This window comes from Rhizobium sp. GR12, from assembly GCF_036596185.1.
Classification (GTDB): Bacteria; Pseudomonadota; Alphaproteobacteria; order Rhizobiales; family Rhizobiaceae; genus Agrobacterium; species Agrobacterium nepotum.
In genome coordinates, this window is the sequence record NZ_JASXTH010000001.1 from 566,147 (window position 1) to 589,052 (window position 22,906).

Annotated in this window: 21 protein-coding genes; 14 read left to right on the forward strand and 7 right to left on the reverse strand. The window is 60.1% G+C overall.

The features are described 5' to 3' along the window. Positions 1 to 17 precede the first annotated feature (17 nt). Positions 18 to 341, forward strand: coding sequence for a YbaB/EbfC family nucleoid-associated protein (locus tag QSK43_RS02765; RefSeq protein ID WP_045017967.1), 324 nt, complete (start codon positions 18 to 20; stop codon positions 339 to 341). Positions 342 to 354: 13 nt separating this feature from the next. Here the strand turns inward: QSK43_RS02765 and QSK43_RS02770 are convergent, their stop codons facing one another. Beyond that, the gene (locus tag QSK43_RS02770; protein WP_332302207.1) at positions 355 to 990 is read right to left on the reverse strand and encodes an MOSC domain-containing protein; all 636 of its coding nucleotides are present in this window, start codon (positions 988 to 990) and stop codon (positions 355 to 357) included. A 37-nt stretch (positions 991 to 1,027) separates the two neighbouring features. Between QSK43_RS02770 and recR the strand changes: the two genes are divergently transcribed. Both recR and QSK43_RS02780 read left to right on the forward strand, forming a co-directional pair. Then, positions 1,028 to 1,633: a recombination mediator RecR gene (gene recR / locus QSK43_RS02775; protein ID WP_045017965.1), complete on the forward strand. Its 606-nt coding sequence runs from the start codon at positions 1,028 to 1,030 to the stop codon at positions 1,631 to 1,633. A gap of 40 nt (positions 1,634 to 1,673) precedes the next feature. Continuing rightward, positions 1,674 to 2,996: a lytic murein transglycosylase gene (locus QSK43_RS02780; RefSeq protein ID WP_332302208.1), complete on the forward strand. Its 1,323-nt coding sequence runs from the start codon at positions 1,674 to 1,676 to the stop codon at positions 2,994 to 2,996. 166 nt (positions 2,997 to 3,162) lie between these two features. On the opposite strand, the gene QSK43_RS02785 is transcribed toward QSK43_RS02780, so the two are convergent. Further along, complete coding sequence (locus tag QSK43_RS02785) at positions 3,163 to 4,791, reverse strand: MFS transporter (protein WP_084686461.1); 1,629 nt, start codon at positions 4,789 to 4,791, stop codon at positions 3,163 to 3,165. 289 nt (positions 4,792 to 5,080) lie between these two features. Between QSK43_RS02785 and rimP the strand changes: the two genes are divergently transcribed. From rimP to QSK43_RS02830, 9 genes are all read left to right on the forward strand, one after another. Next, on the forward strand, positions 5,081 to 5,677 hold the full coding sequence (gene rimP / locus QSK43_RS02790) for a ribosome maturation factor RimP (protein WP_045017961.1): 597 nt from the start codon (positions 5,081 to 5,083) through the stop codon (positions 5,675 to 5,677). A 64-nt stretch (positions 5,678 to 5,741) separates the two neighbouring features. Next, on the forward strand, positions 5,742 to 7,358 hold the full coding sequence (nusA, locus tag QSK43_RS02795) for a transcription termination factor NusA (protein ID WP_045017960.1): 1,617 nt from the start codon (positions 5,742 to 5,744) through the stop codon (positions 7,356 to 7,358). Continuing rightward, positions 7,355 to 8,056 carry an RNA-binding protein gene (locus QSK43_RS02800; protein WP_332302209.1) on the forward strand — a complete coding sequence of 234 codons (702 nt, stop codon included), beginning with the start codon at positions 7,355 to 7,357 and terminating at the stop codon, positions 8,054 to 8,056. Before nusA ends, QSK43_RS02800 begins: the two co-directional genes overlap by 4 nt. A gap of 102 nt (positions 8,057 to 8,158) precedes the next feature. Further along, on the forward strand, positions 8,159 to 10,891 hold the full coding sequence (infB, locus tag QSK43_RS02805) for a translation initiation factor IF-2 (RefSeq protein ID WP_332302210.1): 2,733 nt from the start codon (positions 8,159 to 8,161) through the stop codon (positions 10,889 to 10,891). A 75-nt stretch (positions 10,892 to 10,966) separates the two neighbouring features. Beyond that, positions 10,967 to 11,383: a 30S ribosome-binding factor RbfA gene (rbfA, locus tag QSK43_RS02810; protein ID WP_045017952.1), complete on the forward strand. Its 417-nt coding sequence runs from the start codon at positions 10,967 to 10,969 to the stop codon at positions 11,381 to 11,383. Positions 11,384 to 11,386: 3 nt separating this feature from the next. Beyond that, positions 11,387 to 12,334 carry a tRNA pseudouridine(55) synthase TruB gene (gene truB, locus QSK43_RS02815; RefSeq protein WP_332302211.1) on the forward strand — a complete coding sequence of 316 codons (948 nt, stop codon included), beginning with the start codon at positions 11,387 to 11,389 and terminating at the stop codon, positions 12,332 to 12,334. 164 nt (positions 12,335 to 12,498) lie between these two features. Continuing rightward, positions 12,499 to 12,768, forward strand: coding sequence for a 30S ribosomal protein S15 (gene rpsO, locus QSK43_RS02820; RefSeq protein ID WP_003514294.1), 270 nt, complete (start codon positions 12,499 to 12,501; stop codon positions 12,766 to 12,768). A gap of 269 nt (positions 12,769 to 13,037) precedes the next feature. Then, on the forward strand, positions 13,038 to 15,185 hold the full coding sequence (pnp, locus tag QSK43_RS02825; protein WP_045017948.1) for a polyribonucleotide nucleotidyltransferase: 2,148 nt from the start codon (positions 13,038 to 13,040) through the stop codon (positions 15,183 to 15,185). A 75-nt stretch (positions 15,186 to 15,260) separates the two neighbouring features. Then, complete coding sequence (locus QSK43_RS02830; RefSeq protein WP_045017946.1) at positions 15,261 to 16,277, forward strand: class I SAM-dependent methyltransferase; 1,017 nt, start codon at positions 15,261 to 15,263, stop codon at positions 16,275 to 16,277. A 17-nt stretch (positions 16,278 to 16,294) separates the two neighbouring features. Here QSK43_RS02830 and QSK43_RS02835 read toward each other — a convergent pair whose 3' ends face one another. Then, entirely contained in the window at positions 16,295 to 17,239 is a 945-nt protein-coding gene (locus QSK43_RS02835; protein ID WP_332302243.1) for an AEC family transporter, read from the reverse strand. A gap of 531 nt (positions 17,240 to 17,770) precedes the next feature. On the opposite strand from QSK43_RS02835, the gene QSK43_RS02840 reads away from it, so the two are divergent. Further along, the gene (locus tag QSK43_RS02840) at positions 17,771 to 18,763 is read left to right on the forward strand and encodes an adenosine kinase (protein WP_332302212.1); all 993 of its coding nucleotides are present in this window, start codon (positions 17,771 to 17,773) and stop codon (positions 18,761 to 18,763) included. On the opposite strand, the gene QSK43_RS02845 is transcribed toward QSK43_RS02840, so the two are convergent. Next, entirely contained in the window at positions 18,756 to 19,289 is a 534-nt protein-coding gene (locus QSK43_RS02845) for an SH3 domain-containing protein (protein ID WP_332302244.1), read from the reverse strand. The two genes, QSK43_RS02840 and QSK43_RS02845, sit on opposite strands and share 8 nt — an antisense overlap. Before the next feature lie 181 nt (positions 19,290 to 19,470). Between QSK43_RS02845 and QSK43_RS02850 the strand changes: the two genes are divergently transcribed. Then, the gene (locus tag QSK43_RS02850; RefSeq protein WP_332302213.1) at positions 19,471 to 20,475 is read left to right on the forward strand and encodes a 2-hydroxyacid dehydrogenase; all 1,005 of its coding nucleotides are present in this window, start codon (positions 19,471 to 19,473) and stop codon (positions 20,473 to 20,475) included. Positions 20,476 to 20,481: 6 nt separating this feature from the next. On the opposite strand, the gene QSK43_RS02855 is transcribed toward QSK43_RS02850, so the two are convergent. The 3 genes from QSK43_RS02855 to recF are packed head-to-tail and all read right to left on the reverse strand — an operon-like array spanning position 20,482 to position 22,872. Further along, on the reverse strand, positions 20,482 to 20,958 hold the full coding sequence (locus QSK43_RS02855; protein ID WP_332302214.1) for a GNAT family N-acetyltransferase: 477 nt from the start codon (positions 20,956 to 20,958) through the stop codon (positions 20,482 to 20,484). Continuing rightward, positions 20,955 to 21,722, reverse strand: coding sequence for a molybdopterin-synthase adenylyltransferase MoeB (locus tag QSK43_RS02860; protein WP_045017937.1), 768 nt, complete (start codon positions 21,720 to 21,722; stop codon positions 20,955 to 20,957). Before QSK43_RS02860 ends, QSK43_RS02855 begins: the two co-directional genes overlap by 4 nt. Positions 21,723 to 21,744: 22 nt before the next feature. Then, a complete protein-coding gene (recF, locus tag QSK43_RS02865; protein WP_332302215.1) occupies positions 21,745 to 22,872 on the reverse strand; it encodes a DNA replication/repair protein RecF in 1,128 nt (375 codons plus the stop codon). Positions 22,873 to 22,906 lie beyond the last annotated feature (34 nt).

The window sequence follows — 22,906 nt, forward strand, 5'->3', positions numbered from 1 at the left end:
AAACAGGAGTTTGGCACATGCGCGACATCATGGGCATGATGGGCAAGGTCAAGGAAATGCAGGCCAAGATGGAAAAGATGCAGGCGGATATCGCCGCGCTTGAAGTCGAAGGCAAGTCCGGCGGCGGCCTCGTCACCGTGAAGCTGAACGGCAAGGGCAACCTGCTGGGCCTGAAGATCGATCCGTCTCTTTTCAAGGAAGACGACGTCGAAATTCTCGAAGACCTGATTGTTGCTGCCCACAATGACGCCAAGGAGCGCGCCGAAGCCATCACCGCCGAAAAGACCAAGGAAATCACGGCTGGCCTGCCGATCCCGCCCGGCATGAAGCTGCCGTTCTGATCTTCTTTCGAATTCAGACTTCCAGCATAGCGCGGAACCGGCTCGCAAGCGGCGTGCCGAGATAGGCAGCGCGTTCGACCTCGGTAAGCTGCATGGGGCGGAAGCGCTGCAGAATAATCGGTATGGGCAGTTTCGTCCCCTGATAGGGTTCGAACGCTACGTCTTCACCGGTGCTGAGCATTCCGCCTTTCAGGACCCGGCAATAAAAACCCGGCTGACCCGCCTGCCGAAAACGCGGCGCGAAGCCGGGATCGCCGATCCGGGCTGACAGGGTCGCGCAGGGAATGCGGGCGGCGGTCACTTCCAAGACCACTTCTGCCGCTGAGAACCTGTCGCCCACATGCAGCTTCGCGCTGTCGACACCCTCCAGAACCAGATTTTCGCCGAAAAATCCGGGCTCAACCGTAAAACCGAGCGTGCGAGACCAGAAATCGAGATCGACGGAACCCATGGCGTAGATCGCCTGATCCGGACCGCCGTGATGTTTGCGATTGCAGACAGCGTCGCTGACGATACCTTCGGCATCCACAATCACCGGACCCTGCACGGCATGTTTGAAAATGCCCGTCCTTGCCGTCTTTCCCGGCAGGGTCTTCGCCTCGCCCCGGCACACTGCCCGTATTTTCATGGACTGCCCTTCGCGCTTCATGATTCCCGTTTCCCGATTTATGCAGTAGAAAGCGCTCATGGCAAAACGAGTCACCGGTCCCGAAATCGAAAAACTGATCCAGCTGCTTGCAAAAGTGCCGGGGCTGGGACCCCGCTCGGCGCGGCGGGCGGCGCTGCACCTCATCAAGAAGAAAGAACAGCTTCTCGGCCCGCTCGGCCATGCGATGGGTGAAGCCTATGACAAGGTGAAGATTTGCTCCTGCTGCGGCAATGTCGATACCATCGACCCCTGCACTGTCTGCGCCGATGACAGGCGTGACCAGTCGATCATCATCGTGGTGGAAGATGTGTCGGATCTTTGGGCGCTGGAGCGGGCGAGCGCCATGAACACCGCCTATCATGTGCTTGGTGGCACGCTGTCGCCGCTGGATGGAGTCGGGCCGGAAGATCTGAACATCAAGGGATTGATCGATCGTGTCAGCGTCGGCGGTATTCGCGAGCTTATCATCGCCGTCAATGCGACGGTGGAGGGACAGGCGACCGCCCATTACATCACCGACCGTCTGGCCGATCTCGGCGTCAAGATCACCCGGCTTGCGCATGGCGTGCCGGTGGGCGGCGAGCTGGACTATCTCGACGAAGGCACATTGACGGCCGCGCTTCGGGCGCGCACGACGATCTGACGCCTCCCCTCCCTTGTCCGTCACTCGAAGAGGAGACCGAATGCAAAACCGATTTGATTCTTTGTTTTGGCGCATTTCCAGACGGAAAACCGGGTTCCACTTTTCCTGGAAAAGCTTCAAGGCACTGGCCGCCATTATTTCCGTTTTTTCAGTAACGACGGCTTTGGCGCAATCCGCACCGACGGGTGCCGCTGCGGCTCGATACGATGCCGATTTCAATGCATGGCTGAAAAAGGAAATCTGGCCGGAAGCGCGCAAGGCGGGCATTTCGCAAAAAACGCTGGAAGCCGCGCTCAGCGGTCTTTCCATCAACTGGAGCCTGCCCGATCTCGTTATCCCGGGTCAAAAACCACCGAAGGAACAGAGCCAGAGCCAGGCGGAATTCTCCTCGCCAGGCGCATATTTCTCCGAAAAGCGCTTGCAGGGACTTGCCGCCACGGGCCGGTCTCTGGCGGCGACGCACGCCGCCACGCTTCGCCGCATCGAGGCGAAATACGGCGTGCCCGGCAATATCGTCGTGGCGATCTGGGGCCGCGAATCCGGTTTCGGCCGTGCGAAGCTACCGCATCCGGTGGTCGATGTGCTGGCGACGAAAGCCTATATGTCGACCCGCAGGGAGATGTTCCGCACCGAGCTGATCGACGCTCTGAAGATCGTCGAGAGCGGCGATATCGCGGCATCGCGCATGATGGGTTCCTGGGCCGGCGCACTCGGCCAGCCACAATTCATGCCGTCGAGCTACCTGAAATATGCCGTGGATTTCGATGGTGACGGCCACCGCGATATCTGGAACTCCGTGCCGGACGCGCTGGCATCCATAGCGAACTATCTTTCGCAGCGCGGCTGGCAGAGAGATCGCGACTGGGGCTTCGAGGTGTCGATACCGGCCAAGGTTTCATGCGCACAGGAAGGTCCGGACCTTGCCCGGCCGGTCGCCGACTGGGCGAAGATGGGGATCACCCGCATTTCCGGAAAAGCCTTTCCGGCCAATGACCTTTCCGCCGACGGCATGATGCTGGTGCCGGCCGGTCGGCACGGGCCGGAATTCGTGGTGACGCCGAATTTCTACGTCATCAAGGAATACAATAATTCCGATCTCTACGCGCTGTTCATCGGCAACCTCGCCGACCGCATCGCCCATGGAGCAGGACCGTTCAAGGCGGAATGGGGCAATGTCGGATCGATGCTGCGCTCGGACGTTCTTGCCATGCAGAAGGCGCTCGTCGCCAAGGGCTACGATGTCGGCAAGGCGGATGGGCTGGCAGGCTTCAAGACGCGGCGGTCGCTCGGTGACTGGCAGGCGAAAAACGGCCTGGCTCCGACATGTTTTCCAGACGCCACGTTGAAGGGGAAGCTGAAGTAACAGGTTACTGGCGATGCGTGAAAACATCTCCTCCGTCATGCCCGGGCTTGTCCCGAGCATCTGCAACCGATTGATTTTACGATAGGTGATTGGATCCTCGGGACAGGCCCGAGGATGACGGAGAGTGTATGACAAAGGTCATCGCCACTTACCTGGCCATCGTCTCTCAGTGCTGATCGGTATGCGGCTTGTGGAAGATATCGTCGGTCGGCGGAATGGTCTGTCGCTCGATCATCCGGTGCACGCGCGGCCGGGTCTTGCCGCGATGAAGCTCAAGCAGCCGGTCCCAGGCTTCCGCATCCGCCTGGGTGCGGCGGTGGTTGTGGCGGACATATTCCACCCATGTCAGCACGTGGTAACTTTCCGTCCAGATGTCAGGATTTTCCAGATCGCGCATCAGGTTCCAGTTGCGCGCGCCATCGCGCAGACGGATGCGGCGACGCTCGGCCATCAGTGGCAGGAATTCGCCGAGATCCTCGTCATGGATTTCATAATCAATGAGGATGGCGATCGGCCCGCTGCGCGGCTTGATATCAAGCCTCAGCGGCGGCTCCACGAAACGGTTGAGCGGATCGAGGTTGAGCGAGGCGAATGCCGGCATGGCGAGCTTGAGACCGACGACAACGCCGAGCAGCATCAGCACGCACGAACAGAGAAGCGAATAGGAAATGCCGTAATCTTCCGCCAGCTCGCCCCACAGCCAGCTGCCGACGGCGATGCCGCCGAAGGTCAGCGTCTGGTAAAGCGACAGCGCCCGGCCCACCACCCAGCGCGGGGCGGAAAGCTGGACGATGGTGTTGAACAGGGAAAGCGCCAGAACCCAGCAGGCACCGGCAACCGCAAGGACAAGCGAGGTGACGATGGCGCTCGTGCTGATCGCCGTCACACCGGAACTGAAAGCGAAGCCTAAAAAGGCGACCCGCACGATCCATTCACTCGACAGGATCTCACGCAGTCTCGCGCTGACCAGCGCACCTCCAATTGCGCCGACGCCAAATGCACCCAGCATGACACCGTAGGTCAGCGGGCCGCCCTCAACCAGATCGCGGGCAACGATCGGCATCAGGGCCAGGATGGCGCTAGCGGAAAGCCCGAAGAGAAAACCGCGCACCAGGACCTTGCCGATATTGGGCGACATGGCCACATAACGCATTCCGGCCGATATGGCGGCGAGAAGCTGCTCGCGTGGGAGTGTCGAGGCATATTTGGGCGGTTGCCAGCGAAACAACGCGTAGATCAGGGTGAAGTAGCTGAGCGCATTCACGAAAAAGGCGGCAGCGGCGCCTGCCGCTGCGACGATGATGCCGCCGATAGCGGGACCGACGCTGCGGGTAATGTTGAAGCCGACGCTGTTCAGCGTCACGGCGGCCGGCAAATCCTCGCGCGGCACCATTTCACCGACGGAGGCCTGCCAGGACGGATTGTTGAGGGCAGTACCGCAGCCGATCATGAAGGTGAAGAAGAGCAGCAGCCACGGCGTGAGCCAGCCGGACCAGGCAAAAACCGTGAGCATCACGGAAGCCGTCAGCATCAGCAGCTGCGCGGAAATCATGATGCGGCGGCGGTCGAAACTATCGGCCAGCGCGCCTGAAATCAGCGAAAACATCATGATCGGCAGCGAGGTGGAGGCCTGCACCAGCGCGATCATGTTTTCGGAACTCGACAGCGAGGTCATCATCCATGCGGCGCCAACCGCCTGGATCAGCCCGCCGAAATTCGACGCAAGGCTCGCGATCCAGATTCGTCTGTAAGTCAAATGCCTTAAAGGCGCGAGTGGCGATTTACGGTCAGGCACGATCAGTCCACTTGATGCAACTGCGATTTGTCAAACGGCAACTATAGACAGTGCCGGAAATCATGCCACCCTTTCCGACACGGGAAGGGTGAAAATATGGCCGATGCCGCGACTGAAGCGCCCTGCCCGCGAAAACCTTGCAATCCTGCCCCGATGGGTCTATATGACCTGTGAAATTCTTGATCGCTTGATGAAGAGTGGGGCCGCAAGGCTCCGCTCTTTTTCGTTAGGCGAACCGGAAACCACGGGCTTGAGTGCCCGGTGAAAAAACTAAAGACCGGAAGGCCAGATGGCAGACACCGTATATGAACCGCGACTGATAACCGAAACGGGCATCGACCAGCGCATCGCCGAGATCATCGAGCCTGTTTTGACGGGCATGGGGTATCTTCTGGTGCGCGTGCGGCTCTCCAACCAGAACGGTATGACCCTGCAGGTCATGGCCGAGCGGGAAGACGGCACCATGACCGTCCAGGGCTGCGAAGCCGTCTCCATGGCGATTTCACCGGTTCTTGATGTGGAAGATCCGGTCGATAAGGCGTATCATCTCGAAGTTTCCTCGCCCGGCATCGACCGGCCGATGGTTCGCAAATCGGATTTCACCCGCTGGCAGGGTCATCTGGTGAAGGTCGAAACCTCCATTCTGGTCGAGAACCGCAAGCGGTTTCGCGGCAAGATCGTCGAGGTCGATGCGGACGGCTTCAAGCTGGAACGCGACCAGATCGCCTATGGCGAGGAACCGACAGTCACCGTTCCGTTCAGCGCGCTTTCCGATGCGAAGCTCATTCTGACGGACGACCTTATTCGTGATGCGTTGCGGGCAGACAAGGCGGCAAAGGCCGCCGCCGCAAACCAGAACGACGAAAACGAAGCAGACGAAGACTAATTCCAACGTAAAAGCCCGGAAAACGGGCGATCCCCGCAATTATGCGACTTACGGAGATAAAAAAATGGCAGTGAGTGCTAACCGGCTTGAGCTTCTGCAGATCGCCGATGCTGTGGCGCGCGAAAAGGTCATCGACCGCGAAATCGTGCTTGCCGCAATGGCAGACGCTATCCAGAAAGCCGCACGCTCGCGCTATGGTTCGGAAACCAACATTCGCGCCGACATCAATTCCAAGACCGGCGAAATCCGCCTGCAGCGTCTTCTGGAAGTTGTCGAGACGGCCGAAGATTATTCGACCCAGATCCCGCTCGAACTCGCCCGCGACCGCAACCCGGACGCCAAGATCGGCGATTTCATCGCCGATCCGCTGCCGCCGATGGATTTCGGCCGTATCGCCGCACAGTCCGCCAAGCAGGTGATCGTTCAGAAGGTGCGCGAAGCCGAACGCGACCGCCAGTATGATGAGTTCAAGGATCGTATCGGCGAGATCGTCAACGGCACCGTCAAGCGCGTCGAATACGGCAACGTCATCGTCGATCTCGGCCGTGGCGAAGGCATCATCCGTCGCGACGAGATGATTCCGCGCGAAAACATGCGTTATGGCGACCGCGTACGCGCTTACGTCTACGATGTTCGCCGCGAACAGCGCGGTCCGCAGATTTTCCTGTCGCGTACCCATCCGCAGTTCATGGTGAAGCTGTTCACCATGGAAGTTCCGGAAATCTACGACGGCATCATCCAGATCAAGTCGGTTGCCCGTGACCCCGGTTCGCGCGCCAAGATCGCCGTCATCTCGAACGACTCGTCGATCGATCCTGTCGGCGCCTGCGTCGGTATGCGCGGTTCGCGCGTTCAGGCCGTCGTCGGTGAATTGCAGGGCGAAAAGATCGACATCATTCCGTGGAGCCAGGACCCGGCTTCCTTCATCGTCAACGCCCTGCAGCCCGCCGAAGTGGCCAAGGTCGTTCTGGATGAGGAATCCGAGCGTATCGAAGTTGTGGTTCCCGACGAGCAGCTTTCACTCGCCATCGGCCGTCGCGGCCAGAACGTGCGTCTGGCATCGCAGCTGACCGGCTGGGATATCGACATCATGACCGAGCAGGAAGAATCCGAGCGTCGCCAGAAGGAATTCAACGAGCGCACGGCACTCTTCATGGAGGCCCTCGACGTCGACGAAATGGTCGGCCAAGTTCTGGCCTCCGAAGGCTTCGCACAGGTCGAGGAACTCGCCTATGTCGATCTCGACGAAATTTCCTCCATCGACGGCTTCGACGACGACACCGCCGATGAAATCCAGACCCGCGCCCGCGAATACCTGGAACGCCTGGAAGCCGAAATGGACGCCAAGCGCAAGGAACTCGGCGTTACCGACGAGCTGCGCCAGATCGACGGCCTGACTTCGCAGATGATGGTCGCGCTCGGTGAAGACGGCATCAAGACCATCGAGGACTTTGCCGGTTGCGCCGCAGACGATCTGGTCGGCTGGAGCGAACGCAAGGACGGCGAGACGAAGAAGTTCGAAGGCATCTTCTCCAAGCTCGACGTGTCGCGCGTCGAGGCTGAAAACATGGTTGTGCAGGCCCGTCTTCTGGCAGGCTGGATCACGGCCGAAGATCTCGCTTCCGAAGAGGAAGCCGATGTCGAAGCTACCGAGGAGGCGGATACCGCCGAACAGGAATGACATCGCAGGCGCATGAGCCGGACGAGCTGCCCGAAACCGATGAGGACGGGCGGCTGGAAGGCAACGTCAATGGACGTATGTGCATTGTAACAAGGCAAAGCGGATCGCCGGACGATCTGATCCGCTTCGTCGCAGGGCCGGACGGCAGTGTCGTGCCGGATCTGAAACGCCAATTGCCGGGGCGCGGTTGCTGGGTAAAACCGGAGCGCGCCCTGATCGAGAAAGCCATAGCGAAGAAGATTTTCGCACGGGCACTCAAACGCGACGTCAAGGCCGGGCCTGAGCTTCTCGCTCTTCTGGACCGGTTGATGGCGCAGCAGGTTGCCGGAATGATGAACATGGCGCGCAAGGCGGGCCAGTTCATCAGTGGCGCGACGAAGGTCGATGCCGCCATCCGCTCCGGGAATGCGATAGCCGCGTTCCATGCGACCGATGCTGCGGCCGACGGCGTGAGAAAACTGGACCAGGCCCGCAAGGCCTGGGCGTTCGGCAGCAATGCCGGCAATGAGATTCCGTCCTTCCGGCTCTTTAACGGCGCCGAAATGGACGAGTTGATGGGCCAGAATGCTTTTATCCATGCTTGCGCGCTTGCGGGGCAGGCGGGTGAGGGTGTAGTGAAGCGCGCAAAGATGCTTGAGCAGTACCGCCTTGGCGGTCAGCCCGAGGCGAAATGCGACGCTGCCCGGACAGAACAATGACGCGGTTACCGAACAAGAACGGTCGCCGCGTTCCGATGCAGCAATTGAACGACGAGGCCTGATGGACGTCATCCGGTTTTCGTCCGAAGGAACGGGAACGGAATGACCGACAACAACGACGACAAGACACACAATGCGCCGGCCAAGAAGACTCTTACCCTGAAACCGGGCGGGATGAATCAGGGTACCGTGCGGCAGGACATGGGTCGAGGTCGCACAAACGCGGTTGTCGTGGAAACACGCAAGCGCCGCCCCCTGCGTCCCGAAGACGAGAAGCCGGTTCAGCCTGTTGTGGCGGCACCGGCGCCTAAGCCGGCGGCCCCAGCGCCTTCGGCACCGCGTCCGCAGGCTCCGCAGCAACGCCTTCAGCAGCCGGGTGGCCAGCAGCAGCGTCCGGGTTCTTCCCATTCGCAGCAGCGCCCCGGCTCGTCCGCGCCGCAGCAGCGCCAGCCTGACCGTCCGCGCGGCAATGTTCTGCACGACCTTTCCGCAGGCGAGATGGAAGCCCGTCGCCGTGCGCTGATAGAAGCGCAGGCTCGCGACGTTGTCGAGGCCAAGCAGCGCGCCGAAGACGAGGCGCGTCGCAAGGTCGAAGAAGAACACCGCATCGCTGCTGAAAAGATAGAAGCCGCAAACCGCGCTGCCGAAGAGGCTGCTGCGGCCAAGATTGCAGCGAGCCAGCCTGCCACGGAAGCAAAGTCCGATCTGCCGGCCGCTGCGCCGGCGCCACGCGCTGACGCCCGTCCCCAGTCTGCCGTCACTGCACCCCGTTCCGCTCCCGCCACGCCCGATGCCGCCGCTCCACGCGGACGCCGCACCGGTGGTGACGAGGAGGACGATCGCGGAGCAGTCCGTCGCGGCAGCAGCCTTCCGGCCCGCGGCAAGGTCGTTGCTCCGGTTCCGGCCAAGCCCGCAGCACGCCTGAAGACAGAGGAAGAGCGCCGTCGTGGCAAACTGACCGTGACCGCCGCCAATCTGGAAGAAGACGGTACGCCGCGTGGCCGCTCGATGGCATCCATGCGCCGCCGCCAGGAGAAATTCCGTCGCAGCCAGATGCAGGAAACCCGCGAAAAGGTTTTGCGCGAAGTCATCCTGCCGGAAACCATCACCATTCAGGAACTGTCGCAGCGCATGTCCGAACGCGCCGTTGACGTCATCAAGTTCCTGATGAAGGAAGGCCAGATGTTGAAGCCGGGCGACGTGATCGACGCCGATCTGGCGGAACTGATCGCGGTCGAATTCGGCCACACGGTCAAGCGCGTTTCCGAATCCGACGTTGAAGAGGGTCTCTTCAACAAGTCCGACGATGAAGGCGAGATGGTTTCCCGTCCGCCGGTCGTGACGATCATGGGTCACGTCGACCACGGCAAGACCTCGCTGCTCGACGCCATTCGTCAGGCAAACGTGGTTGCCGGTGAAGCCGGTGGCATCACCCAGCATATCGGCGCCTATCAGGTCGAGAAGAACGGTCAGAAGATCACCTTCATCGACACCCCCGGCCACGCTGCCTTTACGGCAATGCGTGCCCGTGGCGCACAGGCGACCGACATTGCCGTACTGGTTGTTGCGGCAGACGACAGCGTGATGCCGCAGACGATTGAATCGATCAATCATGCCAAAGCGGCCGGCGTTCCGATCGTCGTTGCCATCAACAAGATCGACAAGCATGAGGCAAACCCTGAAAAGGTACGCCAGCAGCTGTTGCAGCACGAAGTTTTCGTGGAATCGATGGGTGGTGAAGTTCTCGATGTCGAAGTATCGGCCAAGAACAAGCTCAACCTCGACAAGCTGCTCGAAGCTATCCTGCTTCAGGCGGAAATCCTCGATCTCAAGGCAGACCCAAGCCGCACTGCGGAAGGTACGGTCATCGAGGCCGAGCTGGACCGTGGACGCGGTGCCGTCGCGACCGTTCTCGTGCAGAAGGGTACACTGAGGCCCGGCCAGATCATTGTTGCCGGCGATCAGTGGGGCCGTGTGCGCGCGCTCGTCAATGACCTCGGCGACCATGTCAAGGAAGCCGGTCCGGCCATGCCTGTCGAGATCCTCGGCCTTTCCGGCACGCCCTCGGCCGGTGACCGTTTCGCGGTTGTCGAAAACGAAAGCCGTGCCCGCGAGATCTCCGAATACCGCCAGCGTCTGGCTCGCGACAAGGCTGTCGCCCGTCAGACCGGCCAGCGCGGCTCGCTGGAACAGATGATGAGCCAGCTTCAGACCTCCGGCCTGAAAGAATTCCCGCTGGTCGTCAAAGGCGACGTGCAGGGTTCGATCGAAGCCATTGCCGGTGCACTCGACAAGCTCGGTACGGACGAAGTTCGCGCCCGCATCGTCCATTCGGGCGCAGGCGGCATCACGGAATCGGATATTTCGCTCGCCGAAGCATCCAATGCCGCAATCATCGGCTTCAACGTGCGTGCCAATGTGCAGGCTCGCCAGGCAGCCGAACGTGCCGGTATCGAAATCCGCTACTACAACATCATCTACGATCTGGTGGATGACGTGAAGTCGGCCATGTCGGGCCTGCTTTCGCCGGAACGTCGCGAGACATTCCTCGGCAATGCCGAAATCCTCGAGGTGTTCAACATCACCAAGGTCGGCAAGGTCGCGGGTTGCCGCGTCATCGAAGGCAAGGTCGAACGTGGTGCGGGTGTGCGTCTGGTGCGCGACAACGTCGTTATCCACGAAGGCAAGCTCAAGACCCTCAAGCGCTTCAAGGACGAAGTCTCGGAAGTGCCTGTTGGCCAGGAGTGCGGTATGGCCTTCGAGAACTACGAAGACATTCGCGCTGGCGACACCATCGAGTGCTTCCGCGTCGAACACATCACGAGAACGCTCTAAGCGTCTCGCCGCAAAACAGGATTTATCTGTCGGGCGCCGGCTTAACCGGCGCTCGCTCCGTTTGAGGCATTACCAATGGCAAAACCAACATCATCGGCCCCTTCGCAACGCATGCTGCGCGTCGGCGAACAGGTGCGCGCTGCACTGACCCAAATTCTCCAGCGCGGCGAAGTCCGCGACGATCTGATTGAAGCCACCGTCATTTCCATTTCGGAAGTGCGCATGTCGCCCGATCTCAAGATGGCAACCGCTTACGTGACGCCGCTTGGCGTTGCGGATCATACCGACATCATCACCGCTTTGAACCGCCACGCGAAGTTCATGCGCGGTCGCCTCGGCCCCCAGCTGCGGCAAATGAAATACATGCCGGAACTGCGCTTTCGCGACGATACCAGTTTCGACAACTACCAGAAGATCGACGCGCTTCTGCGGTCACCGGAGGTGCAGCGCGATCTTGGACCTTCAAACGAAAAAGACGACGAACAGAACTGAAGCATGTCCAAACCACGCAAACAGCAGTCCCGCAAGCCGAAGGGCCGTCCGATCTCGGGCTGGCTCATCCTCGACAAGCCGCTCGATTTCGGCTCCACCGAAGCCGTTTCCAAAATCAAGTGGCTGTTCAACGCCCAGAAGGCGGGCCACGCCGGAACGCTCGATCCACTGGCTTCCGGCATGCTGCCGATTGCGCTCGGCGACGCCACGAAGACCGTGCCCTACGTCATGGACGGCCGGAAAATCTACGAGTTTACCGTCACCTGGGGTGAAGAACGCACGACCGACGATCTGGAAGGCGAGGTGATGAATTCCTCCGACCAGCGCCCGGACGAACAGGCGATCCGTGATATTCTGCCCAATTATACCGGCGTGATCATGCAGACACCGCCGCAGTTTTCCGCAATCAAGATCGCCGGCGAACGGGCCTATGATCTGGCGCGCGAAGGCGAGACGGTGGATATCCCGGCACGCGAGGTGGAAATTCACCGCCTGACGCTGCTCGCCTGCCCCGACGCCAGCACCGCGCATTTCGAAGTGGAATGCGGCAAGGGAACCTATGTGCGTGCGCTTGCGCGCGACATGGGCCGCGATCTCGGCTGTTACGGTCATATTTCGCAATTGCGCCGTACCATGGTCGCGCCATTCGGCGAGGACATGATGGTGCCGCTCGAGACTTTGACGGCTCTGGAAGCTATCGAAGACCGCGACGAGCGGCTCGAAGCGCTGGATGCCTTTCTGACCGACACGGCGGAGGCGCTTTCGGCACTTCCCCACCTCGTCATCAGTGACGATCAGGCGCACCGGCTGAAGATGGGCAACCCCATCCTGCTGCGTGGGCGTGACGCACCGGCCAATCATCCAGAGGCATATGCCACCGCGCATGGCAAGCTGGTTGCCATCGGCGAGATCGGTGAGGGCGAATTCCGGCCGAAGCGGGTTTTTGGCTGAAGCAAGCCTAAAGCGGCGCAGTCAATCGCCTCTTTCAATTGTACCCGGAATAGTTTATAGGCAGCGCCAGCTTGGGCTTTGCCTATGCTGCCGAATGGCCAGAGCTGGACGACATCCCGGCTCTTGGCGTCCCATTTTTTCCTTAAAATAGAAAGGATCGTCCGATGTCGATTACTGCAGAGCGCAAAGCCGCCCTCATCAAGGAATATGCAACGAACGAAGGCGACACCGGTTCTCCGGAAGTTCAGGTCGCTATTCTGACCGAGCGGATCAATAACCTGACCGGTCACTTCAAGGACCACAAGAAGGACAACCACTCCCGTCGTGGCCTTCTGACGCTCGTTTCGAGCCGCCGTTCGCTTCTCGACTATCTGAAGAAGAAGGACGAAGCCCGTTACAGCAAGCTGATCGGTGCTCTCGGCATTCGCCGCTAAAACCTTATCCGGCGGGTTTCGCAAAGATACCCGCCGGTTTTTATATCGGGCCTTTTGCAGGCCATCTTGAATTTCCGGGCGTTTGCCGCAGCTATGGCCCCCGGACGATAAGGTAGCCCCGGATGGGCCGGTGCAGCCTTTTCAACCGCAGACCTGTCATGGGGCAGGATTGCCGGATGCTTGGACTTTGAAAGCCTCCGGCTGTCTTGCCCGTGATTGCGTCGTTCGTTGCCCCCTGCAAGGCGGGCATACACAAACAAGGACAAGATATGTTCAATAAACACTCCGTGGAAATCGAATGGGCTGGCCGCCCGCTGAAGCTCGAGACCGGCAAGGTTGCCCGTCAGGCTGACGGCGCCGTCATCGCAACCTACGGCGAGACGATGGTTCTCGCGACCGTGGTTTCCGCAAAGTCTCCGAAGCCGGGACAGGACTTCTTCCCGCTCACCGTCAACTACCAGGAAAAGACCTATGCAGCCGGCAAGATCCCCGGCGGCTACTTCAAGCGCGAAGGTCGTCCTTCCGAAAAGGAAACGCTGGTTTCCCGCCTGATCGACCGTCCGATCCGCCCGCTGTTTCCTGAAGGCTACAAGAACGACACCCAGGTTGTCGTAACGGTCATTCAGCACGATCTGGAAAATGACCCGGACGTTCTGTCGATGGTTGCCGCATCCGCTGCGCTCACACTGTCCGGCATTCCGTTCATGGGCCCGGTCGGCGGCGCGCGCGTTGGCTATATCAACGGCGAATATGTTCTGAACCCGCATCTTGATGAGATGGATGAATCGGTTCTGGATCTGGTTGTTGCCGGCACGCAGGACGCCGTCCTGATGGTGGAATCGGAAGCCAAGGAACTCAACGAAGACATCATGCTCGGCGCCGTCATGTTCGGCCACCGGGGCTTCCAGCCGGTTATCGACGCGATCATCAAGCTCGCTGAAGTCGCCGCCAAGGAGCCGCGCGAATTCGAACCGGAAGATTTCTCCGCGCTCGAAACCGAAATGCTCGGCCTTGCCGAAACCGAACTGCGCGCTGCCTACAAGATCACTGAAAAGGCTGCCCGTTACACCGCCGTCGATGCCGTGAAGGCAAAGGTCAAGGCTCACTTCCTGCCGGAAGAAGGCGAAGCGAAGTACAGCCCGGAAGAAATCGGCGCCGTCTTCAAGCACCTTCAGGCCAAGATCGTTCGCTGGAACGTTCTCGACACCAAGAGCCGTATCGACGGCCGCGACTTGTCGACCGTTCGTCCGATCGTTTCGGAAGTCGGCATTCTACCGCGTACCCACGGTTCTGCGCTGTTTACCCGCGGTGAAACCCAGGCGATCGTTGTTGCGACGCTCGGCACCGGCGAAGACGAACAGTATGTGGACAGCCTCACCGGCATGTACAAGGAACGCTTCCTGCTGCATTACAACTTCCCGCCCTACTCGGTCGGTGAAACAGGCCGCATGGGCTCCCCGGGCCGTCGCGAAATCGGTCACGGCAAGCTCGCATGGCGCGCCATCCGTCCGATGCTGCCGACTGCGGAACAGTTCCCCTACACGCTGCGCGTCGTTTCGGAAATCACCGAGTCCAACGGCTCCTCGTCGATGGCAACGGTCTGCGGCACCTCGCTTGCACTGATGGATGCTGGCGTTCCGCTTGCCAAGCCGGTTGCCGGTATCGCCATGGGCCTCATCCTTGAAGGCGAGCGCTTTGCGGTTCTCTCCGACATCCTGGGTGACGAAGATCACCTCGGCGACATGGACTTCAAGGTCGCCGGCACCGCCGACGGCATCACCTCGCTGCAGATGGACATCAAGATCGCCGGTATCACCGAAGAGATCATGAAGATCGCTCTGGAGCAGGCACAGGGTGGCCGCAAGCACATCCTCGGCGAAATGGCCAACGCCATCACCGAAAGCCGTGGCCAGCTCGGCGAATTCGCACCGCGCATCGAAGTGATGAACATTCCGGTCGACAAGATCCGTGAAGTCATCGGCTCCGGCGGCAAGGTTATCCGCGAAATCGTTGAAAAGACCGGCGCCAAGATCAACATCGAAGACGACGGCACCGTGAAGATCGCATCTGCTTCCGGCAAGGAAATCGAAGCGGCCCGCAAGTGGATCCACTCGATCGTTGCAGAACCGGAAGTCGGCCAGATCTACGAAGGCACGGTCGTCAAGACCGCCGACTTCGGCGCATTCGTCAACTTCTTCGGCGCGCGCGACGGCCTGGTTCACATCTCGCAGCTCGCCTCCGACCGCGTTGCCAAGACGTCGGACGTCGTCAAGGAAGGCGACAAGGTCTGGGTCAAGCTGATGGGCTTCGACGAGCGTGGCAAGGTTCGCCTGTCCATGAAGGTTGTCGACCAGGCAACCGGCAAGGAAGTTGCCGCCGACAAGAAGAAGGAAGACGGCGAAGCCGCTGCCGAATAAGGCCGCGCCGCCAGACCCTATCGAGGCGCGGGTTTTGCCCGCGCCTTTTTTCTATCCTACCTTGAGGACGCTCCAATGAGCCGTGACGCTGTTAAAACCCTTTTCCATCCCTTTGCCGCAGAGATGCTCGACATGCCGAAAGAGGGCGAGCGCGTGCTGTTTCTGGGAGCGGAAGCCGGCCCGAGGCTTGACGGTTTTGACGCTGACATCGTCGCGGTCCAGAACTTTCGGCCGCTTTACCGGGCTCTGCAGGCTCAAGCCGCAGAAGTCACCCCGGATATTTCGGGCGAAGATTACGATGCAGCGCTGCTGCTGTGCGGTAAACACCGCGGCGAGAACGAAAACCGCGTCGCTGAAGCGCTCTCGCGCGTCAAGGCGGGCGGTTTGATCGTCGCGGCGGGATCGAAGGAAGACGGCATCCTGACGCTGCGCAAGACGCTTGCAAAGCTCGGCATCGAGGCGGAATCGACACCGAAGTACCACGGCGTCGCCCTCTGGTTCAAACGGCCTGATGATGTCGCATCCGCCGTGTCGAAGCTTGCCCAACATTCCGTCACAGTTGCTGGCCGTTTCACCGCCCTACCCGGCATGTTCTCGCATGACCGCGTGGATGATGGCTCGGAGCTTCTCGCGTCGCGCCTGCCGACCGACTTTGACGGCAATGCCGCCGATTTCGGTGCGGGCTGGGGTTATCTCTCGGTGATGCTGGCCGAAAAATCGCCACGCACGGCCCGCATCGATCTTTTCGAAGCGGACTGGAACGCGCTCGAATTCGCCAAGACCAATCTTCTCGAAAACAATCCGCGGCTGACGGCACGCTTCTTCTGGCAGGACCTGGTAAACGAGCCGCCGAAGGAAAAATACGACCTGATCGTCATGAACCCGCCTTTCCATGCTGCGGGACAGGCGACAGAGCCAGCTCTCGGTCAAGCCTTCATCAAAACGGCGGCCGGCGCGCTTCGCAGTGGGGGAAAGCTGCTGATGGTCGCCAATCGCGGCCTGCCCTATGAGCCTGTTCTGGCGGCGGAATTCCGCACCAGCGCCGAAGTGTGCCGCAACGCCCGCTTCAAGATTCTGAGCGCGCAGAAATAATCAAATCGGCGCAATAATCAGCTCAACAGCCATGCCCATAGCGATACGGAAAGAACGCCGGTCGCTGTGGAAATGCTGATGGTGGAGGCCGCAACGCTGTGGCCGATGCCGAAGCGATTGGCGATAAGCCATGCATTCACCCCCGTCGGCACCGAAGAGGTGAGCACAAGTGCAGCTGTCCATTCGCGGCTGAGGCCGAGAGCATGGCCCACAGCCCACACACAGGCGGGCAGAAGCAGCAATTTAAAAACCGTCATGGTGACGGCGATCCCCAGATTGCCGCGAATGGTGTATTTCGTCAGCGCCATGCCGAGCGAAATAAGCGCCGCAGGCCCCGCCATGGAGGCGATCTGCTCGACCACGGTTTTGAGGATGGGCGTCAGCGATACGCCTGAAACATTGGTCGAAAGCCCGATGATAAGTCCGATCACCAGCGGGTTGGTGATGAGGTTGCGGCCGACCTGTTTAAAGACCGCAGCCATGCCGCGCTTTTCGCCGCCGACAGCCTTGTGCGTGGCGTTTTCCATCAGGATGGTACCGGCGATCATCATCACCGGCAAGTGAATGGCCAGCAGAATGGAGAGGGCGACCAGCCCTTCATCCCCCACGGATCGCCCGACGAGCGGCAGACCGATGAAGATATTATTGGCAAAGGCCGAGGAAATGCCGGCTATCACGGCAATCCGGACATCCTGCTTGAAGACGTAACGCGTGACGATGTGACCGACCGTCCAGGTGACGGCGACGCCGGCAAAATAGGTGATCCAGAGCCGAAAGGGCGATGCGCCGTGAAAATTCGCTTCGGCGAGCGTGCGGAAGATCAAGGTCGGCACGGCGATCTTGAACACGAAATCGCTGAGAATCTCGCCGGCATCGGCCCTGAACAAACCGGCCTTGACGGTCAGCCAGCCGATCAGGATGAGAATGAAAATCGGAGCGACGTTCGCGGCAACGGCAGACATGAAGGGAAAGCTTTCGCGGCTTTTGCGGGAGATACCGAGCTTTAGAGCGTTTTCCACGGGAAGGGAATCACGAAAACGCTCCACCCCTTTGTTTTCATGAAATAGCTGGCGAAACCAGCGAAACGCCTGCCTCGAAAGCTCGCTCCATCGTCCGGCATCAAACGATGCTGTGGCGCTCAAAAGCATCACCCGCCAGAGCGATCTCACTTGCGGCATTTCGAGATGAGCGGCCAAAACGGTGAGCCAAAAGAAAAAGCGGGGTTTCCCCCGCCTTTTGTCATGTCCGTTATATGCCGCCAGTACATCCGTGACGGAGATAACGGTTGAGCCGGAAGACCTCATGTCCGCCATTCAGGTGCGCATTCACACACCTTTTGCTCTGACCGGAGTGATAGCTTAACCATATTACAGGCAAATGACGCATCTCGCGCGCTCCTGGAGAACTGCATATTTCTCCTATGGGCTTTTCTTGCCGCCAGAAATGTTTAAGACCGTTCGAAAATATGTATCCCTGCAAACCGGATAGGGCCTATGACGAAATTCGACGTATTGACTGTCGGCAATGCCATCGTCGACATCATTTCCCGCTGCGATGATCAGTTCCTGAATGACAATGCCATTACCAAAGGCGCGATGAACCTTATCGACGCGGAGCGAGCCGAACTGCTTTATTCGCTGATGGGACCGGCTCTCGAAGCTTCCGGTGGAAGTGCGGGCAACACGGCCGCAGGCGTGGCGAATTTCGGCGGCAGGGCCGCTTATTTCGGCAAGGTGGCGGAAGACCAGCTTGGAGAAATCTTCCAGCACGATATCCGCGCGCAGGGCGTCTATTTCGAAACCAAGCCGGAAGGCACATTTCCGCCGACCGCCCGTTCGATGATCTTCGTCACGGAAGACGGCGAGCGCTCGATGAACACCTATCTCGGCGCCTGCGTCGATCTCGGTCCGGAAGACGTCGAAGAGAATGTGGTGGCGGAAACGAAAGTCACCTATTTCGAAGGTTATCTATGGGATCCGCCGCGCGCCAAGGACGCGATTCGCGAATGCGCCCGCATTGCGCATGAAAACGGTCGCGAAGTTTCCATGACGCTTTCCGACAGCTTCTGCGTCGGCCGCTACCGCGAAGAATTCCTCGACCTGATGCGCTCCGGCACGGTGGACATCGTTTTCGCCAACAAGCAGGAAGCTCTTTCGCTTTACGAGACCGACGATTTCGAACTGGCGCTGACGAAAATCGCGGCAGATTGCAAGATCGCAGCGGTGACGATGAGCGAAGAAGGCGCCGTTATTCTGCGCGGCACCGAACGCGTGAAGGTAGACGCCTATCCGGTATATGACGTGGTTGACACAACCGGTGCAGGCGATCTTTTCGCCGCCGGTTTCCTGTTCGGTTACACGCAGGACCGGTCTCTGGAAGATTGCGGCAAACTCGGCTGCCTTGCTGCCGCGGCCGTCATTCAGCAGATCGGGCCGCGCCCGATGTCATCCCTGAAGGCGCTGGGCGAGAAACACGGCCTTATTTAAAGGCCTCGCCGGGGTAAGCGCCCCAGATTTCGCCCTGCGACACCCAGCCTGAGGCCTGACCGGCCTCGGCGCGACACCAGTCGCCGTTGCATTCGCCGATCCTGAAGACGACGCCCGGCTCCAGCCGCGCAGTGACGGAGGCGCCCGACTGCGCGTCGCGGCGCATGTTGACGTAGACATCCTTGCCCTTGCCGCGCATCCAGGGGGCGGCGACGGCTGTGCGCTCGCCGGAGAGCAGCGCCTGATTGACCCAGCCTTCCGTGCCGTCGGCATCGCGGATGCGACGCCAGTTTTCGTATTCCTGGATGATTTCGACCGGCATTCCCGATTTCATATACATCCAAGATACGGCATAATCCGTGCTGGGTCCGATGCGCATGTTGACGCGCTTGGATTTCAGACTGACAAAACGGGGCAAGGGCAAGCCGCTTGCGCCCTTCGCGGCGCCCTGCGCCATGGCCTCGTTCGCCATGCCAGCGAGGCCCAAAGACAATGCAATGCAAACCATAGAAACCACACTGCGCATGCCCATTTTCCGTTTCCTGCCTTCTGCAAACCGGATGATATTCGAGGAGGCTCGTTTCCACACGCCTCAAGCTTCAGCGAGTTTTATTTGTCTTCGCCGGTGGGTCTGGTAGAAACGCCCTGATTGAAAGAAATTATCGCTCTTTCTGGTTAATGACTTCTGAACAAGGCAGCGGCAAACGATGACCCACAAGAAGAGACCGACAGTCTATATCACCCGCAAATTGCCTGACGTCGTCGAAACCAGAATGCGGGAACTCTTCGATGCCGAATTGAATATCGACGACAGGCAGCGCAGCGAGGAAGAGCTTGTGGTTGCCATGCAGCAGGTCGACGTTCTGGTGCCGACCGTCACGGACCGCATCACCGCCGCCATGATCGAGAAGGCCGGGCCGCAGCTGAAGCTGATCGCCAGCTTTTCCAACGGCATAGACCATGTGGATGTGGACGCGGCGGCCCGACGGGGCATTACCGTTACCAACACCCCCAATGTGCTGACCGAAGACACCGCCGACATCACCATGGCGCTGGCGCTTGCCGTGCCGCGCCGGATGATCGAGGGCACGCGCGTGCTCGCCAATGGCGCGGACGAATGGCTGGGTTGGTCGCCGACATGGATGCTGGGGCGGCGCATTTCCGGCAAACGCATCGGCATTGTCGGCATGGGACGCATCGGAACGGCGGTTGCCCGACGCGCCAAGGCCTTCGGCCTCTCCATTCACTACCACAACCGCAAACGCGTCAACCCGGCCACCGAGGCGGAGCTTGAGGCGACCTACTGGGACAGTCTCGACCAGATGCTGGCGCGGGTGGATATCGTTTCCGTCAATTGCCCCTCGACACCTGCGACCTATCACCTGATCTCGGCGCGGCGGCTGGCGCTGATGCAGCCGACCAGCTACATCGTCAACACGGCCCGTGGCGATATCATCGATGAGGCGGCGATGATCCAGTGCCTGCGCGACGGCAGGATCGCCGGCGCCGGCCTCGACGTTTATGAGAATGAGCCTGCGGTCAATCCCAAGCTCATCAAGCTTGCCAGGGAAGGCAAGGTCGTGCTGCTTCCGCATATGGGTTCGGCGACGATCGAGGGCCGTATCGAGATGGGCGACAAGGTCATCATCAACATCCGCACGCTTTTCGACGGGCACCGCCCGCCGAACCGGGTTCTGCCGGGGCGGAGCTGAACGGCCTCAGCCCAGAAATTTCGTCATTTCGATCGACGTCGTACGGTCATAACCGGCATGGGCGTTTTCAGCGGTCCTGACGAAACCCCAGGAAGCGAATCTGGCATGATTGCCGACAAGCTCGATACGTGTTTCCAGCCGCAGTGCCGGTAACGCCAATTCACGGGCCGATGCTTCGGCTCTTTCCAGAAGCATCCGGCCGATGCCCTTTCCCTGCGATTTCGTGGAAACACACAGCTTACCAACATAAAGGCTGACTGGCGGTTCCGGCCGGCAAAATAGGCAGCCCAATATCTCATTGCCGTCCAACGCCACGAAAGCGATCTCCGATCTCGCCTTTTCCTCAAGATTTTCGAGTGTCAGGCGATGGGCCGACGAGGGTGGATCGATGACGCCATCCATATAGGCGAAGGACGACATGATGAGCGCAAGCAACTCCTGCCAGCGACCAAATCCCTCTTCAATTTTTGCGATTTCGATCATGGTTTCTTTGTCTCGGGACGCCGCTTGTAACGGATAGTTTCGAAACGGGCCGCCAGGGCATCATATAGGAGCAGCCGGCCGATCAACGGCTCACCGGCACCGGTAATCACCTTGATCGCCTCCATGGCCATGATGGTGCCGATCACCCCGGTCAGTGCGCCGACAATACCCGTTTCCGCGCAATTCGGGATGAGCCCCTGCGGCGGCGGCTCGGGAAACAAATCGCGATACCCCGGCAGCAGTTTGCCGTCGGCACCCGCTTCATAGGGTTTCAACACTGTTACGGAACCATCGAAACGACCGACGGCACCCGTTACCAACGGCCTTTTCGCAGCCGCTGCGGCATCGGCTGCGGCATAACGCGTATCGAAATTGTCCGAGCCATCGATAAGGAGATCGAAGGATGGCAGATGGTCATGCGCCCAGACCTGCGAAAAGCGCTCCTCGTAAACGAGCGTGCGGACATGCGGATTGAGCCGGGTGATGGCTGCGCGGGCGCTTGCGGTTTTCAATTCACCGACCGTGCCGGTATCGTGGATGACCTGCCGCTGAAGATTGGACAGGGAGACCACGTCGTCATCGATCAGGCCAAGCGTACCGACACCGGCGGCTGCGAGATAATGAAGGACCGGCGCACCGAGACCACCAGCCCCGATCACCAGCACGCGCGCCGCTTTCAGCCGCTGCTGCCCGGCACCGCCGATTTCCGGTAAAAGAATGTGGCGCTTGTAGCGTTCTATTTCTTCCGGGTTCAACGGATCCATATCGCACTCCATTTTTTCGCATTCATGTCGTGATGCCCCCATGGGCGACATTGAAGAATTGCGCCCGGTCACCAAGGGCGGAGAACATCGCCACATCCGTGCCGGTCATGAAACTCTGGCCGCCAAGCGCGTGAATGAGATCGAACAGGGCGGCACGCCTTCCCTCATCCAGATGGGCAGCAATCTCGTCCAGCAGCAGAACCGGCGCATGGCCGGTCATATTGGCGGTGAGTTGCGCATGGGCAAGCACCAGCCCCACCAGAAGCGCCTTCTGCTCCCCGGTGGAACAACGCTCAGCCTCCATGTTCTTTTCCGCATGGCGCACGAAGAGATCGACGCGGTGCGGCCCATCGAGCGTGCGGCCCGCCGCAGCGTCACGATATCGGCCCTCGCGCAACATAAGCCTGTACTCATCTTCCAGATCCACGGCGGGCCGGTTGAGCACGTCGTCCATGAAACCCGAAAGCGAAAGCGCTGCCGACGGGAAGGCCGCATTGCCGGCTCGCCCTTCGATGAGGCTCTTCAAAAGGCCGAGCATTTCATAACGGGCGACCGCCATGGAGATGCCGAGTTCCGCCATCTGCTTTTCGATGCCGTCCAGCCAGACCGGATCGAAGCGGCCTTCCGAAAGCAGGCGGTTGCGGCCGCGCATGGCCTTATCGAAGTCACTTGCCCGCCGCCCGTGGGCGGGATCGAGCGACAGCACCAGCCGGTCGAGAAAACGCCGGCGATCCGAGGACGAACCGGTAAAAAGGCCGTCCATGGCGGGCGTCAACCACAGCACCCGCAGATGATCCGTCAATTCATCGACCGACTTCACCGAAGTCCCGTTCAGCCTCAGGCGGCGCGACACCACTTCGCCATCACCTTCGATCCCGGTGCCGATGGCGACTTCACCATCCATGCCGTCAACATCGGCAAAAATCGAGAAACCGGCGGTCTCCGCCCCTACCCGCGTCACGTCGGACAGGGTGGCACGGCGCAGGCCTCTTCCGGGCGAAAGAAAGGAAACGGCCTCCAGGAGATTGGTCTTGCCGGAACCGTTATCGCCCGTAAGCACCACATGGCGGTCATCGAGCGTAAGCGCCGCCGCCGCATAGTTGCGGAAGTCCGTAAGTTTCAGCCGTAAAAGCGACACCTTATTCGTCATCTTTACGGCCTAAAACGAAGATGGATGGATGGCA